The following is a 15,538-nucleotide window of genomic DNA, read 5'->3' on the forward strand; positions in this document are numbered from 1 at the left end:
AGGGGCCACGGCCCGTTGCGCGACGGCCCGTTACGGCGCCGGGAGCCAGCCCACCTGGACGGTGTGGCCGGCCGCCTGACGGCGGGTCACCAGTTGGCCGCGGCCCGGGGGCAGCGGCTGCGGCTTCACGGTGCCCAGCAGCGCACCCTCGTTCTTGTCGCCGGACATGATCAGGCCCTGACCACCGAGCTCCTTCATCCGCTGCATGATCGGCTCGAACAGCGAGCGTCCGGCGCCACCGGCGTTGCGCGCGATGATGATGCGCAGGCCGATGTCGCGGGCGAACGGCAGGAACTCGGCCAGCGGTGCCATCGGGTTGCCCGAGGAGGTGGCGACCAGCTCGTAGTCGTCCACGATCACGAACATGTCCTTGCCGGTGTACCAGCTGCGGTTGCGCAGCTGCTCCGGCGTGACGTCCGGGCCAGGCAGCCGTCGCCCGCAGGCGCCGCGGAGCATCTCCACGATCGCCTGCATGGCGGGCGCCGCCGCCGCGTACTCCACCAGGTACTCCGGCGGCACCACACCGAGCAGTGAGCGGCGGAAGTCGCCGACCACGATGCCGGCCTGGTCCGGGGTGTACCGCTCGGTGATCTGCTTGATCAGCATCCGGAGCACCGCGGACTTGCCGGACTCGCTCTCACCGAACACCACGAAGAGCGGGTCGGTCTCGAAGTTGAGGAACACCGGGGCGAGTTCGACCTCGTCGACGGCGAACGCGATACCGAGCTCGGGCCGCTCGAAGCCCTTGGGCAGCGAGTTGCCGTCCAGCACCTGGGGCAGCATCCGGACCTGCGGGGCGCGCGGTCCGGTCCAGGCCGAGGCGATCTGCTCGACCAGGTCGGTGACACCGTCGACCAGGTCCTCGATCTCCGAGGAACCGTCCAGTCGGGGCAGACCGGACAGGAAGTGCAGCTTGTCCGCGGTGAGACCGCGGCCTGGCTGCCCGGCCGGGACGTTCTGCGCGACCTTGCGGTCGATCTCGGACTCCATCGAGTCACCGAGCCGCAGCTCGGTGCGGTTCTGCAGCAGGTCCTTGAGCGCCGGGCGGACCTCGGCGTACCGGGCGGCGGTCAGGATGATGTGCACGCCGTAGCCGAGACCACGCTGGCCGATGTCGGCGATGACCGGTTCGAGGGACTCGAACTCCTGCTTGAAGGTGAGCCAGCCGTCGATGATCAGGAAGACGTCGCCGAACTGCTCGTCCGGGAGCTGGCCGTTGGCCCGCTTGGTCCGGTACGTGGCGATGGTGTCGATCCCGGTCGCCCGGAACAGCTCCTCACGGCGGTTGAGCACGCCGTGCACCTCGCTGATGGTCCGTCGGACCTTCTCCACGTCCAGTCGCCCGGCCACCCCGCCGACGTGCGGCAGGCCCTGCAGGCCCTGGAAGCCGCCACCGCCGAAGTCGAGCAGGTAGAACTGCGCCTCGACCGGGGTGTGGGTGACCGCGAAGCCCGCCACCATGGTCCGGATCATCGTGGACTTGCCGGAGCGCGGGCCACCGACGATCAGACCGTGACCGGCCGCGCCGGAGTAGTCCTGGTAGAGCACGTCGCGGCGCTGGTCGCGCGGCTTGTCGACGATGCCGACCGGCACCACCAGCCGGCCGAGCGCACCGAACTCCGGTGAGGTGAGCCCGCGTTCGGGCGTCACCTGGAGCGGCGGGACGAGCTGGTCGACGGTCGGTGCGGACTCCAGCGGGGGCAGCCAGACCTGGTGGGCCGGCGGGCCCTGGCCGATCATGCGGGACACGAATACGTCCAGCATGGTGTCCAGCAGCGAGTCGTCGATCTCCGCGACCTCCTCGATCACCTCCTCCACCTCAGGCTCGATCACCGCGACCTCGGCCGCGGTGAACAGCACCGGCAGAGCGGTGACCGCCCGGCCGCCGGTGACCCGGACCGCGCCCGGCGGACGGTAGGCACCGGAGACGTACGCCGCCCGGAACCGCTCCATCACGTCGGAGCCGAACTTGAGGTAGCCGACACCGGGGACGGGCGGCAGGTGGTAGGCGTCCGGCACACCGATCGCGGCCCGCGACTCGGCGGCCGAGAAGGTGCGCAGGCCGAGCCGGTAGGACAGGAAGGTGTCCAGACCGCGCAGCTTGCCCTCCTCCAGTCGCTGGGAGGCGAGCAGCATGTGCATACCCAGCGAACGGCCGATCCGGCCGATCTGGATGAACAGGTCGATGAAGTCCGGCTTGGCGCTGAGGAGTTCGGAGAACTCATCGATGATCATGACCAGCGAGGGCAGCGGGTCGAGCGCGGCACCGGCGGCGCGGGCCCGCTCGTACTCGTTGATGTTCGCGTAGTTGCCCGCCGTCCGCAGCAGCTCCTGACGGCGGTTCATCTCGCCCTCGATCGAGTCGCGCATGCGGTCGACCAGGGTGAGCTCACCCTCGAGGTTGGTGATCACCGCGGCGGTGTGCGGCATCTCCGACATACCCGCGAAGGTCGCGCCACCCTTGAAGTCGGCGAGCACGAAGTTGAGCACCTCGGAGGAGTGCGTCACGGCCAGCGCCAGCACCAGGGTGCGGAGCACCTCGGACTTGCCGGAACCGGTCGCGCCGACGCACATACCGTGCGGGCCCATGCCCTCCAGCGAGGCTTCCTTGATGTCCAGCCAGACGTACTCGCCGTTGGTACCGACCCCGAGCGGGACCCGGAGCTTCTCCCGCATCGGGCGCGGACGCCACATCCGGGCCGGGTCGAAGGCACCCGGGTCGCCGGTGTCCATCATCTCGGTGAAGTCCATCGAGACCAGCGAGGGGTCGCCGTCGTCGCCGCCCGCCGAGACCCGGAACGGGGCCAACTGCCGGGCCAGCGCCTCGGACTGCCAGGAGGACAGGCTGTCCGGCTTGCCGGAGTACGAGGCACCGGAGGCGGACTCCAGCAGCAGCTCGTCCTTGGCCAGCGTGATCACCAGGTGGCCACTGGGCTCGTCCAGGTCACCCGGGACGACCTCGATGATGGTGACGCCCTCGACGCCCTCCGCGCCGGCCAGCACCGAGTCGTGCGGCACCGCGGCGCCGTCCATCACGATCACCAGGTGCGGCTGGTCCGGCGAGGCCACGGCGTCCCGGGCGAAGCCCTTGCGCCCGGCCAACTCGTCGGCCAGCAGCACCTCCAGCTCACCCAGACCGGCGGCGATCAGCCGGCGCGAACCCGCGCCGTCGCTCTCCTTGCGGTGCTGGGTGTGCGGCAGCCACTTCGCCCACTCCCACTCGTCGATCGCACCCGGTGCGGCGGCCACGCCGACCACCAGGTCGTCGGGGGAGTGCAGGGTGGTCAACTGGGCCAGCATCGCCCGGACGTTGCCGTAGACGGTGTCCGGGTCGCCGCAGACCGTGATGTGGTAGAAGGCGCGCAGCGAGATCGCCAACGGCAGGTCGTGCAGGGTGCCGTGGGCGGTCAGGAAGTCCTTCATGGCGGCCGCCGAGAGCGGCTCCAGCTCGTCCAGCGGCGCCGTCTCCGGCGCCTTCAGCGGAGTGCTGAGCTGCTGCGGCCCACGGCCCAGCCTGATCTGCGCGAAGTCCGGATCGGTCGGCCGCCGTTCCCAGAGCCGACGGCCCTCGGTGACGATCGACCAGAGCTGGTCCGGCTCCGGGTGCAGGAAGAGCTGCGCACCGCGCTGCCGGTCCGCCGTCCGGCGGACCTGACGGCGCATCTGCTGGAGGTACTTGAGGTAGTCGCGGCGCTCGTCCGCGGTCCCCGCACTGCCGCCCTTGCGGGCCTTGACGATCTGGGCCACCGCCATACCGGCGGTGGAGGCGACCATCAGGACACCCATCATCTTCATGGGGCCCTGGCCGCCGAAGAGGAAGGCCGCCGAACCACCCATGCCGAGCAGCGGCAACAGGGACATCATCCAGTCCTCGCCACCGCCCCGCGGCAACTCGGGCGGAGGCACCAGCTCCACTGCATCGTCCGGCACCGGCGGCGGATACGCCCGGGCCGGGCGCTTGACCGTAATCACACTCACTGGCATCAACCCTCACGCAACTGGGATACGTACGGGATGAGGGCGCCCCGTGTGATGACGCCGCCCCCGCTCCGCCGATCGCAGGCACTCACGGGTCGCGCGTCTCGCCCCCGTACGCCTCGCGCAGGGGCCGATCCTACTGGTCGGCCCCGATCTGTTCGAGCGCGGGGGCGTAACTCGGCTGGCAGGCCACGGCTTGACGGTGCGTCCGGGGGCCGGTATCGCTCCGTACCCCATCTGGCGGTAGGGTGTCGCCGCGCCAACTCTTGGTCGGATCGCCCGCATTGATGAACAGGGCTGCGTTCCCATCCGCCAAGGGCGTCAAGCTGACCAACGGACACAGCAACAGGGGGAAGCGCCGGTGAGCTCAAACGCTACGACCGGATTCTGCCGGGTCACCGTCGTGGCACCGGACAGCCGGATCGACGTCGCACTGCCGGAGGATGTGCCGCTCGCGGACATCTACCCCGAGGTACTGCGCCTCTCCGGCCAGACCCAGGTGGACGGCGCGCCGACCGGCTTCCACCTGGTGCGCCGGGACGGCACCGTGCTGGACAGCGGACTGCCGCTGGCCGCCCAGCAGATCCGGGACGGCGACCTGCTGAGCCTGCGTCCGTTCGCCGAGTCGCTGCCCCCGGCCGTCTACGACGACGTGGCCGACGCGATCGCCAGCGCGGTCGCCGCCGACCGCCGGTTCTGGGGCCCGGAGCTGATGCGCTCCTTCGGTCTGATCGGCGCGGGGGTGCTGCTCGGGCTGCTCGGCTTCGCGCTCTGGTTCTCCGACCTGCGGCACGACATGAACGGCCTGCCCGGCATCCTGTCCGGCGTCATCGCCGTCGTGCTGGTCGCCTTCGCCGCCGTCCGGGCCCGGGTCTACCAGGACCACGACGCGGGCCTCGCGCTCGGCCTCGGCGCCCTGCCGCACGCGCTGATCGCCGGGTCCGGCATCATCGCGGTCTCCACCGTCGGCGATGGTCCCGGCCGGATCCAGCTGCTGGTCGGCTGCGTCGCCGTGCTGGTGGTCTCGGTCCTGCTGGTCGGCATGCTGCCGGAGAAGGACTCGGTCTTCGTGGCCTCCTCCTTCCTGGCCGCCGCGGGCACCCTGGCCTCGTTCGCCGCCGTGCTGATGTCCGACACCTCGGCCACCGACATCGCGGCCGTCACCGCCGTCGCCGCCGTCGCCGCGATCGGCTTCCTGCCCGCCCTCTCGGCCCGCTTCGCCCGCCTCCCCGTCGGCTTCAACGCCCCCGGCCAGACCAGCACCCGCAGTGCCGGCTACGCCGAGGAGGCCAGCCGCTCGGAGGCCGTCCAGTACGAGCGGATCGCGCACCAGGCCCGCCGCGGCCACGAGGTGCTGGTCGGCCTGGTCGGCGGCTGCGCCGCGGTGCTGGTCGGCTCCTGCGCCGTGCTCGGTTTCAGCGACCGGATGTGGGCCGAGCTGCTCGCCCTCGCGGTCGGCATGACCACCATGCTGCGGGCCCGGCTGTTCCGTTACACCGGTCAGGTCTTCGCGCTCACCATCGCCGGGCTGGCCGGCCTGGCGCTGCTGGTGATCGGCCTCTCGCTGCACACCCCGCAGTTCATCCTGAGCGCCAAGAGCGACACCGCGGTGGACCTGCGCACGGTCTGGCTGGCCGCCTCGATCGCAGCCGGTGCGGCCATCCTGACCGGCATCGCCCTGGTCGTCCCCAAGTCCGGGGTGTCCCCGTTCTGGGGCCGCATCCTGGACATGGTGGACAGCCTGATGCTGATCGCGCTCGTCCCGCTCGCGCTGGCCGTGCTCGACATCTACGGCCTGGTGCGCGGCGCCACCAGCTGAGACCCGCCACCTGTCACCCGCCCGCCGTCCACCTGCCCGCCGTCACCCCGCGGAATGGGGGGACGGCGGGCGCTGGTACTCTTGGGCAGTCCGAGTTCAGTCAGATCCTTGTGTCGTCTACCAGGGGTCACTCGGAAACCTTGAAGGAGATGCCGTGGCTCTCGCCGCTGACGTCAAGAAGCAGATCATCACCGAGTTCGGCCAGAAGGAGGGCGACACCGGCTCTCCCGAGGTCCAGGTCGCCATGCTCTCCCGTCGTATCTCGGACCTGACCGAGCACCTCAAGCTGCACAAGCACGACCACCACTCGCGTCGTGGCCTGCTGATCCTGGTCGGCCAGCGCCGCCGGCTGCTGAAGTACTTGGCCGCCAAGGACATCGAGCGCTTCCGTACCCTCGTCGAGCGCCTGGGCATCCGCCGCGGTGCCGCCGGCGGCGCCCGCTAACACCGCCGCGTCAGGGGCGGCTCCCCGTCACCGGGGAGCCGCCCCTCGCTGCATCGTCCCGCTCGGCCCGCCGCACCACACGCGTGGTAATGGCAGGCTGAGTAGGGTGTGAATTTGTAAGGTGAGGGGCATGCCCGGTCATGACGCCGACAGCGAGTCGGCCGAACCGTGGCAGCAGAGACATCACCGAGCGGGCCGAAGGCTTCAAACGGAAGCCGCCCGCGTCCCAAGGAGCGTCCACACGCGACCGCCGACCAGGCAGCCGAGAGGCGCCGGTCCTCGGTAGTGGCCGTCGGGAGTCCCCAGTGAGAGGGACCGCCCGGAGGCTTCGATCGAAGACCGGCCCGAACTGCCCAGGGCCCGCCGGAAGGCAAGCGCAGGGGCGCTCCTCGGGAACCGTACGAAAGAGGAGATCTTCCAGGTGGAAGAGAACGTGTTCTACGCCGAGGCCGTCATCGACAATGGCAGCTTCGGTACCCGCACCATCCGTTTCGAGACCGGCCGGCTGGCCCGTCAGGCCGCCGGCTCGGCCGTGGCCTACCTGGACGACGACACCATGGTGCTGTCGGCCACCAGCGCCTCCAAGCAGCCGAAGGAGCACTTCGACTTCTTCCCGCTGACGGTCGACGTCGAGGAGCGGATGTACGCCGCGGGCCGCATCCCCGGCTCGTTCTTCCGTCGTGAGGGCCGTCCGTCCGAGGACGCGATCCTCACCTGCCGTCTGATCGACCGCCCGCTGCGCCCGTCCTTCGTCAAGGGCCTGCGCAACGAGATCCAGGTCGTCTGCACGATCATGGCGCTCAACCCCGACCACCTGTACGACGTGGTGGCCATCAACGCCGCCTCGGCGTCCACCCAGCTGGCGGGCCTGCCGTTCTCCGGCCCGATCGGCGGCGTCCGCGTCGCGCTGATCAAGGGTCAGTGGGTGGCCTTCCCGACCCACAGCGAGCTCGAGGACGCCGTCTTCGACATGGTCGTGGCCGGCCGCGCGCTGCCCGACGGTGACGTCGCGATCATGATGGTCGAGGCCGAGGCCACCGCGAAGACCATCAAGCTGGTCGCCGACGGCGCCGAGGCCCCGACCGAGGAGATCGTCGCCGCCGGTCTCGAGGCCGCCAAGCCGTTCATCAAGGTGCTCTGTGCCGCGCAGGCGAAGCTGGCCGCCCAGGCCGCCAAGCCCACCGGCGAGTTCCCGGTCTTCCTGGACTACCAGGACGACGTGCTGGCCGCCCTCTCGGACGCCGTCAAGAGCGACCTGGCGAAGGCCCTCACCATCCCGGGCAAGGTCGAGCGCAACAACGAGATCGACCGCATCAAGGCCGTCGCGGCCGACAAGCTGCTCCCGAAGTTCGAGGGCCGTGAGAAGGAGATCAGCGCCGCGTACAACGCGCTGACCAAGAAGATCGTCCGCGAGCGCGTCATCACCGACAAGGTGCGCATCGACGGCCGTGGCGTCACGGACATCCGTACGCTGGCCGCCGAGGTCGAGGCGATCCCGCGGGTGCACGGCTCGGCGCTGTTCGAGCGTGGCGAGACCCAGATCCTGGGCGTCACCACCCTCAACATGCTCCGGATGGAGCAGCAGCTCGACACGCTCTCCCCGGAGACGCGTCGCCGCTACATGCACAACTACAACTTCCCGCCGTACTCGGTCGGCGAGACCGGCCGCGTCGGTTCGCCGAAGCGCCGCGAGATCGGCCACGGCGCGCTGGCCGAGCGGGCGATCCTGCCCGTGCTGCCGACCCGCGAGGAGTTCCCCTACGCGATCCGCCAGGTCTCCGAGGCGCTGAGCTCCAACGGCTCCACCTCGATGGGCTCGGTCTGCGCCTCGACCATGTCGCTGCTGAACGCCGGTGTGCCGCTCAAGGCCGCCGTCGCCGGTATCGCGATGGGCCTGATCTCGCAGGAGATCGACGGCGAGACGCACTACGTCACGCTGACCGACATCCTCGGTGCCGAGGACGCGTTCGGTGACATGGACTTCAAGGTCGCCGGTACCCGCAACTTCATCACCGCGCTGCAGCTCGACACCAAGCTGAACGGCATCCCGGCCTCGGTCCTGGCCGCCGCCCTCAAGCAGGCCAAGGACGCGCGTCTGCACATCCTCGATGTGATGAACGAGGCGATCGACACTCCGGACGAGATGTCGCCGAACGCCCCGCGCATCATCACCATCAAGATCCCGGTGGACAAGATCGGTGAGGTCATCGGCCCGAAGGGCAAGATGATCAACCAGATCCAGGAGGACACCGGCGCGGACATCACCATCGAGGACGACGGCACCATCTACATCGGTGCCATCGACGGTCCCTCGGCGGAGGCTGCCCGTACGACGATCAACCAGATCGCCAACCCGACCATGCCGGAGGTCGGCGAGCGCTACCTGGGCACCGTGGTGAAGACCACGACGTTCGGCGCGTTCGTTTCGTTGATGCCGGGCAAGGACGGCCTGCTGCACATCTCGCAGATCCGCAAGCTCGCCGGTGGCAAGCGCGTGGAGAACGTCGAGGACGTGCTGGCCGTCGGTGCCAAGGTCCAGGTCGAGATCGCCGAGATCGACCCGCGCGGCAAGCTCTCGCTGATCCCGGTCGTCGAGGGCGAGGACGGCGTCGAGGACGCCGCTCCGGCCTCCGAGTGACGCACCTTTAGTACCCTGCGGCCCGCGCGCTCCCCGGAGTGCGCGGGCCGCACCCTGTTCTCCCGTAATTCTTGAAGTTCTGGAAGGAAGGCCCGTGGCTCAGGCCTCCGCGGCGCAGCAGCGCCCTGGCTCCACCCGGACCCTGCTCAAGGGCGTCGACGGGGCCGGCACGGTACGCCGTACCGTCCTGCCCGGCGGTCTGCGGGTCGTCACCGAGACTCTCCCGACGGTCCGCTCCGCGACCTTCGGCATCTGGGTCGGCGTCGGCTCCCGGGACGAGACCCCGGCGCTGAACGGCGCCACGCACTACCTGGAGCACCTGCTCTTCAAGGGCACCGCCCGGCGCAACGCGCTGGAGATCTCGGCCGCGCTGGACGCGGTCGGCGGCGAGATGAACGCGTTCACCGCCAAGGAGAACACCTGCTACTACGCGCGGGTGCTCGACACCGACCTGCCGCTGGCCATCGACGTGGTCTGCGACATGCTCACCGGCTCGCTGATCCGCCCCGAGGACGTGGAGGCCGAACGCGGCGTCATCCTCGAGGAGATGGCGATGGCCGAGGACGACCCGGGCGACGTGGTGCACGACCTGTTCGCCCAGGTGATCTACGGCGACTCCCCGCTCGGCCGTCCGATCCTGGGCACCCAGGAGACCGTCAAGGGGCTGACCCGGGATCAGATCGCGGGCTTCTTCCACCGCCGTTACAAGCCCGAGCAGCTGGTCGTCGCGGCAGCGGGCAACCTGGACCACGCCCGGGTGGTCCGGATGGTCCAGAAGGCCTTCGCGCCGGTGCTGGAGAAGTCCAAGGGCCACCCCGCCGAGGTCCGCCGCGGCGTCCGCGCGGTCCGGACGGCCGGCCGGGTCGAGGTGCTCAACCGCTCCACCGAGCAGGCGCACCTGGTGCTCGGCGTCCCCGGCGTGCCGCGCCACGACGACCGCCGCTGGGCGCTCGGCGTGCTGAACGCCGCCCTCGGCGGCGGGATGAGCTCCCGGCTGTTCCAGGAGGTCCGGGAGAAGCGCGGGCTGGCCTACTCGGTCTACTCGTACTCCTCCTCCTACGCCGACAGCGGCCTGTTCGGCATCTACGCCGGCTGCCAGCCCAAGCGGGTCGAGCAGGTGCTGGACATCTGCCGCGAGGAGCTCGCCAAGGTGGTCGCCGACGGCATCACCGAGGAGGAGCTGACCCGGGCGATCGGGCAGATCTCCGGCTCGACCGTGCTCGGCATGGAGGACACCGGTTCACTGATGAACCGGATCGGCAAGGCCGAACTCAGCTACGGCCACCACCTGTCGGTGGACGAGATGCTGGAGAAGATCGCCTCGGTCACCCTGGCCGACGTGCAGGAGGTGGCGCGTGATGTGCTGGGTGCGCACCGGCCCTCGCTCGCGCTGATCGGCCCGATCACCAAGAAGCGGGCCGACGCGCTCGCCGGCCTGTTGGCCTGAGAGGACTACTGAGATGTCGTTGCCCGTCGCCGTGATCGGCGCCACCGGCCGGATCGGTTCCGAGGCCGTCAAGGCCGTCGGGGCCGCTCCGGACTTGGAGCTGGTCGCCACCCTGAGCCGGAACTCCGCGCTGGAGGAGCTGAAGGGGGCCCGCGTCGCCGTCGAGCTCACCCACCCCGACGCGGTGATGGCCAACCTGGAGTACTGCGTCCGCAACGGCATCCACGTGGTCACCGGCACCACCGGCTGGACCGAGGAGCGGCTCGCCACGCTGCGCGGCTGGCTCGCCTCCTCGCCGGAGGTCGGCGTGCTGATCGCGCCGAACTTCTCGATCGGCGCCGTGCTCTCGATGAAGTTCGCCCAGCAGGCCGCGAAGTACTTCGAGACCGTCGAGGTCGTCGAACTGCACCACAACAACAAGGCGGACGCCCCCAGCGGCACCGCCGCCCGCACCGCCCAGCTGATCGCCGCCGCCCGCGAGGCGGCCGGCCTGCCCCGGCAGAGCGATCCGACCACGCACGGCCTGCCGGGTGCCCGGGGCGCCGACGTGGACGGCGTGCCGGTGCACTCGGTCCGGCTGCGCGGCCTGCTGGCGCACCAGGAGGTGCTGCTCGGCGACACCGGCGAGACCCTGACGATCCGTCACGACTCGCTGCACCACAGCTGCTTCATGCCGGGCATCCTGCTCGGCGTCCGCAGGGTGGTCGAGACTCCGGGGCTGACCTTCGGCCTCGAACACTTCCTGGACCTCTGAGATGACCTCCCGTACCGGCTTCTTCGTGCTCTCGGCCGCACTGCTGCTGGTCTCGCTGATCTGCGTCGGCGAGGGCGTCCAGCTGATCGCCACCGGCAAGCCGCTCGGCATCGGCCTGGGCGCCTGCGCCTTCGTCATCCCCGCCATCGGCGTCTGGTTCCTCCGGCAGACCGTGCGGTTCGGCCGGGCCAGCGAGCAGCTGGCCCGCGAGCTGGAGGCCGAGGACGGCCTGCCGGTGGACGAGCTGCGCCGCACCAGCGGCGGCCGGATCGACCGGGCCTCGGCCGACGAGGTGTTCGCCCGCCGGCAGACCGAGGCCGAGCGGAGCCCGGGGGACTGGCGGGTGTTCTTCCGCCTCGCCGTGGCGTACGCCGACGCAGGTGACACGCCGCGGGCCCGAAAGACCATGCAGCACGCCATCAAGCTGCACGGCAGCACAGTTCAGATTGGGAGTACGAAGTGAGCAGCGAAGTGAAGTTCCGCGACGACGTCACCGTGCAGTTGGTGCGCAGCGCGGCCGCTGACTCGGACGTGGTCTGGTCCGCCCGGGTCTCCACCGCGGGCGAGCAGTCGCTCGAGGCGCTGGCGCAGGACCCGGAGAAGTCCGCCGGTCTGATCAACTTCCTGATGCGCGACCGGCACGGCACCCCCTTCGAGCACAACTCGATGACCTTCTTCATCAGCGCGCCGATCTTCGTCTTCCGGGAGTTCCACCGGCACCGCAGCGGCTGGTCCTACAACGAGGAGTCCGGCCGCTACCGCAACCTCGAGCCGGTCTTCTACGTGCCCGGTCCGGACCGCAAGCTGGTTCAGCAGGGCCGCCCCGGCCGCTACGAGTTCGTCGACGGCACCCCGGAGCAGGCCAAGGTCACCGCCGAGGCGATGGAGGCGTCCTACCGGGCCTCCTACACCGCGTACCAGGAGATGCTGGACGCCGGAGTCGCCCGCGAGGTGGCCCGGGCGGTGCTGCCGGTCGGTCTGTTCTCCTCGATGTACGCGACCTGCAACGCGCGCTCGCTGATGCACTTCCTCTCGCTGCGGACGAAGAAGGAGAACGCCACCGTGCCGTCCTTCCCGCAGCGCGAGATCGAGATGGTCGCCGAGGGCATGGAGGCGGAGTGGGCCAAGCTCATGCCGCTCACCCATGCGGCCTTCGAGAAGCACGGCCGCGTAGCCCCCTGACCTGGACCGATGGGCATTTGAGTGGCTCGCGCGACACCTCTGGATTGCGACCCTCCGAGGCGCTCCCTAGGCTCGGGTCAAGGATTCCGGTGCTGCTTGAACCCCCGAGCACGCAGCACCGGAATCCCATCTCGGGAGAGCTGACGGCAGCTCCGCGACACCACTCACCTGTCCGAACCCTGGACCGGCCTGGGTACCCCCCGGCCGCCTACGAGTAGTTTTGGACGCATGGCTCCGACCTCCACCCCCCAGACGCCCTTCGGCCGGGTCCTGACCGCGATGGTCACCCCGTTCACCGCCGACGGCGGCCTCGATCTCGACGGCGCCCAGCGCCTCGCCGCCCATCTCGTGGACTCCGGCAACGACGGCCTGGTGCTGAACGGCACCACCGGCGAGTCCCCGACCACCAGCGACGCCGAAAAGGCCCAGCTGGTCCGCGCCGTGGTGGAGGCGGTAGGAGACCGCGCACACATCGTCGCCGGGTGCGGCACCAACGACACCCACCACAGCGTCGAGCTGGCCCGGCAGGCCGAGGCCGCCGGGGCACACGGCCTGCTGGTGGTCACGCCGTACTACAGCAAGCCCCCGCAGGAGGGTCTGTACCGGCACAGCGTCACGATCGCGGACGCCACCGAGCTCCCGGTGATGCTCTACGACATCCCCGGCCGCAGCGGCGTCGCGCTCGCCACCGAGACCCTGGTCCGGCTCGGCGAGCACCCGCGGATCGTCGCCAACAAGGACGCCAAGGGCGACCTCGGCGCGGCGTCCTGGGCGATCGCCCGCAGCGGCCTGGCCTGGTACTCCGGCGACGACATCCTCAACCTGCCGCTGCTGTCGGTCGGTGCGGTCGGAGTGGTCAGCGTGGTCGGCCACGTGGTCGCCGCGGAACTGCGGACCCTGCTCGACGCGTATCAGTCGGGGGACGTGGCGAAGGCCGCAGCGATCCACCAGGGTCTGCTGCCGGTGTTCAGCGGTATGTTCCGGACCCAGGGCGTGATCCTCACCAAGGCCGCGCTCACCCTGCAGGGCCAGCCGGCCGGACCGCTCCGGCTGCCGCTGATCTCCGCCACGCCGGAGGAGATCGCACAACTGAGGGAGGATCTCGCCGCCGGCGGGGTACACCTGTAGCAGGACAAGACGTGCGCGCCCCGGCTCGCCGGACCTCTCGAGGTCTGCCGCTGAACCGGAACGACGGCGCGAAGCACCAGGATTTGGCAAGTAGGAAACCATCGAGCACGTACGCCATATGTCCCCAGGGCGCGAACCCCTTGGCATATGGCGTGCGTCGTAAGGAGAGTCTTTTGAGTCACCCGCACCCCGAACTCGGCGCAGCCCCCGCTCTCAAGCCGGGCGCCGTACGCATCACCCCGCTCGGCGGGCTCGGCGAGATCGGTCGCAACATGACCGTCATCGAGCACGCCGGCCGACTGCTCATCATCGACTGCGGCGTCCTCTTCCCGGAGGACGAGCAGCCCGGTATCGACCTGATCCTGCCGGACTTCTCGTCCATCCGGGATCGGCTCGACAAGATCGACGGCATCGTCCTGACGCACGGCCACGAGGACCACATCGGGGCCGTCCCGTACCTGCTCCGGGAGAACCCGGACATCCCGCTGATCGGCTCCAAGCTGACCCTCGCGCTGATCGAGGCCAAGCTCGCCGAGCACCGGATCCGCCCGTACGTGCTGGAGGTCAAGGAGGGCGAGCGCGAGCGCATCGGCCCCTTCGACTGCGAGTTCATCGCGGTCAACCACTCCATCCCGGACGCCCTCGCGGTCGCCGTCCGCACCCCGGCCGGCATGATCGTCGCCACCGGTGACTTCAAGATGGACCAGCTCCCGCTGGACGGCCGGCTGACCGACCTCCCCGCCTTCGCCAAGCTGGCCGAGGAGGGCATCGACCTGCTGCTGGTGGACTCCACCAACGCCGAGGTCCCCGGCTTCATCCCGCACGAGCGGGACATCTCCGCCGCGCTGCGCACCGTCTTCTCCAACGCGGACAAGCGCATCATCGTGGCCTCCTTCGCCAGCCACGTGCACCGCATCCAGCAGGTGCTGGACGCCGCGCACGAGCACAAGCGCAAGGTCGCCTTCGTCGGCCGCTCGATGGTCCGCAACATGGGCATCGCCCGTGACCTCGGCTACCTCAAGGTGCCGGGCAACATGATCGTCGACGTCAAGACCCTGGACGACCTGCCGGACAAGGACGTCGTCCTGGTCTGCACCGGTTCGCAGGGCGAGCCGATGGCCGCGCTGTCCCGGATGGCCAACCGCGATCACCAGATCCGGATCGTCGAGGGCGACACCGTCATCATGGCCTCGTCGCTGATCCCCGGTAACGAGACCGCGATCTACCGGGTCATCAACGGCCTGACCCGCTGGGGCGCCAACGTCGTCCACAAGGGCAACGCCAAGGTGCACGTCTCGGGCCACGCCTCGGCGGGCGAGCTGCTGTACTTCTTCAACATCTGCAAGCCGAAGAACCTGATGCCGGTGCACGGCGAGTGGCGCCACCTGCGGGCCTGCGCCGACCTCGGCATCAAGACCGGCATCCCGAAGAACCGCACGGTCATCGCCGAGGACGGCGTCGTCGTCGACCTGGAGAACGGCGTCGCGAAGATCGTCGGCAAGGTCCAGGCCGGGTACGTGTACGTCGACGGCTCGTCCGTCGGCGACATCACCGAGCCCACCCTGAAGGACCGCCGGATCCTCGGCGAGGAGGGCTTCATCTCGGTCTTCGTGGTGGTCGACTCGACCAACGGGAAGATGGTGAGCGGCCCGACCATCCAGGCGCGCGGCTCCGGCATCGACGACAACTCGTTCGGCCCCGTGGTGGCGAAGCTCCAGGAGGCCCTGGACCGCTCCGCCAGCGACGGCGTGCTGGAGGTCCGGCAGATCCAGCAGCAGGTCCGGCGCATCATCGGCAAGTGGGTGGCGGACAACTACCGTCGCCGGCCGATGATCCTGCCGGTCGTGGTCGAGGTCTGATTTGACTTGGGGCAGCCCGGTGCGTAATGTTCTCCGGGTTGCCCCAAGAGGCCGCCGAAACTTCTCTGAGTGAATTCGAGGAGAGAAAGCAGCCCGAGAAACTCTGCTAGAGTTCGGGAGCGCCGAAAGGCAAAAGCCGAAAGATGAAATCAACTCCGGAAAACGGAGCGGAAAACATCTGATAAGCTTGAAACACGAAAGAACGAAGCGCCCGGAGGGTCCGCCTGATAAGCGGCTCGAAGGAAGTGTCCGTTCCTTGAGAACTCAACAGCGTGCCAAAAGTCAACG

11 protein-coding genes are annotated in these 15,538 nt (G+C 69.6%); 9 read left to right on the forward strand and 2 right to left on the reverse strand.

Annotated elements, in window-relative coordinates; all coding sequences use genetic code 11:
• Window positions 1–30: 30 nt before the first annotated feature.
• Complete coding sequence (gene eccCa / locus ASC99_RS18840; protein ID WP_057233513.1) at window positions 31–3,978, reverse strand: type VII secretion protein EccCa; 3,948 nt, start codon at window positions 3,976–3,978, stop codon at window positions 31–33.
• Between the two features lie 361 nt (window positions 3,979–4,339).
• Here eccCa and eccD point away from each other — a divergent pair, with 361 nt between their 5' ends.
• From eccD to ASC99_RS18885, 9 genes are all read left to right on the forward strand, one after another.
• Window positions 4,340–5,797: a type VII secretion integral membrane protein EccD gene (eccD, locus tag ASC99_RS18845; protein WP_057233515.1), complete on the forward strand. Its 1,458-nt coding sequence runs from the start codon at window positions 4,340–4,342 to the stop codon at window positions 5,795–5,797.
• A 154-nt stretch (window positions 5,798–5,951) separates the two neighbouring features.
• Entirely contained in the window at window positions 5,952–6,242 is a 291-nt protein-coding gene (rpsO, locus tag ASC99_RS18850; RefSeq protein WP_057233517.1) for a 30S ribosomal protein S15, read from the forward strand.
• Between the two features lie 421 nt (window positions 6,243–6,663).
• Entirely contained in the window at window positions 6,664–8,880 is a 2,217-nt protein-coding gene (locus ASC99_RS18855; protein ID WP_057233519.1) for a polyribonucleotide nucleotidyltransferase, read from the forward strand.
• A gap of 67 nt (window positions 8,881–8,947) precedes the next feature.
• On the forward strand, window positions 8,948–10,327 hold the full coding sequence (locus ASC99_RS18860) for a pitrilysin family protein (RefSeq protein WP_200948358.1): 1,380 nt from the start codon (window positions 8,948–8,950) through the stop codon (window positions 10,325–10,327).
• Between the two features lie 13 nt (window positions 10,328–10,340).
• Complete coding sequence (gene dapB, locus ASC99_RS18865; RefSeq protein WP_057233523.1) at window positions 10,341–11,081, forward strand: 4-hydroxy-tetrahydrodipicolinate reductase; 741 nt, start codon at window positions 10,341–10,343, stop codon at window positions 11,079–11,081.
• Between the two features lies 1 nt (window position 11,082).
• The gene (locus ASC99_RS18870; protein WP_057233525.1) at window positions 11,083–11,544 is read left to right on the forward strand and encodes a hypothetical protein; all 462 of its coding nucleotides are present in this window, start codon (window positions 11,083–11,085) and stop codon (window positions 11,542–11,544) included.
• Window positions 11,541–12,263, forward strand: coding sequence for an FAD-dependent thymidylate synthase (thyX, locus tag ASC99_RS18875; RefSeq protein WP_057233527.1), 723 nt, complete (start codon window positions 11,541–11,543; stop codon window positions 12,261–12,263). The genes ASC99_RS18870 and thyX overlap by 4 nt, the downstream gene beginning before the upstream one ends.
• A gap of 228 nt (window positions 12,264–12,491) precedes the next feature.
• Entirely contained in the window at window positions 12,492–13,391 is a 900-nt protein-coding gene (dapA, locus tag ASC99_RS18880) for a 4-hydroxy-tetrahydrodipicolinate synthase (protein WP_057233529.1), read from the forward strand.
• Between the two features lie 173 nt (window positions 13,392–13,564).
• Complete coding sequence (locus tag ASC99_RS18885; RefSeq protein WP_057233531.1) at window positions 13,565–15,250, forward strand: ribonuclease J; 1,686 nt, start codon at window positions 13,565–13,567, stop codon at window positions 15,248–15,250.
• Between the two features lie 106 nt (window positions 15,251–15,356).
• Here the strand turns inward: ASC99_RS18885 and ASC99_RS40690 are convergent.
• The coding region (locus tag ASC99_RS40690) for a hypothetical protein (RefSeq protein ID WP_235583066.1) at window positions 15,357–15,538 on the reverse strand (182 nt) is incomplete at its 5' end.

The sequence above is a fragment of the Kitasatospora sp. Root107 genome (genome assembly GCF_001424875.1).
GTDB lineage: Bacteria > Actinomycetota > Actinomycetes > Streptomycetales > Streptomycetaceae > Kitasatospora.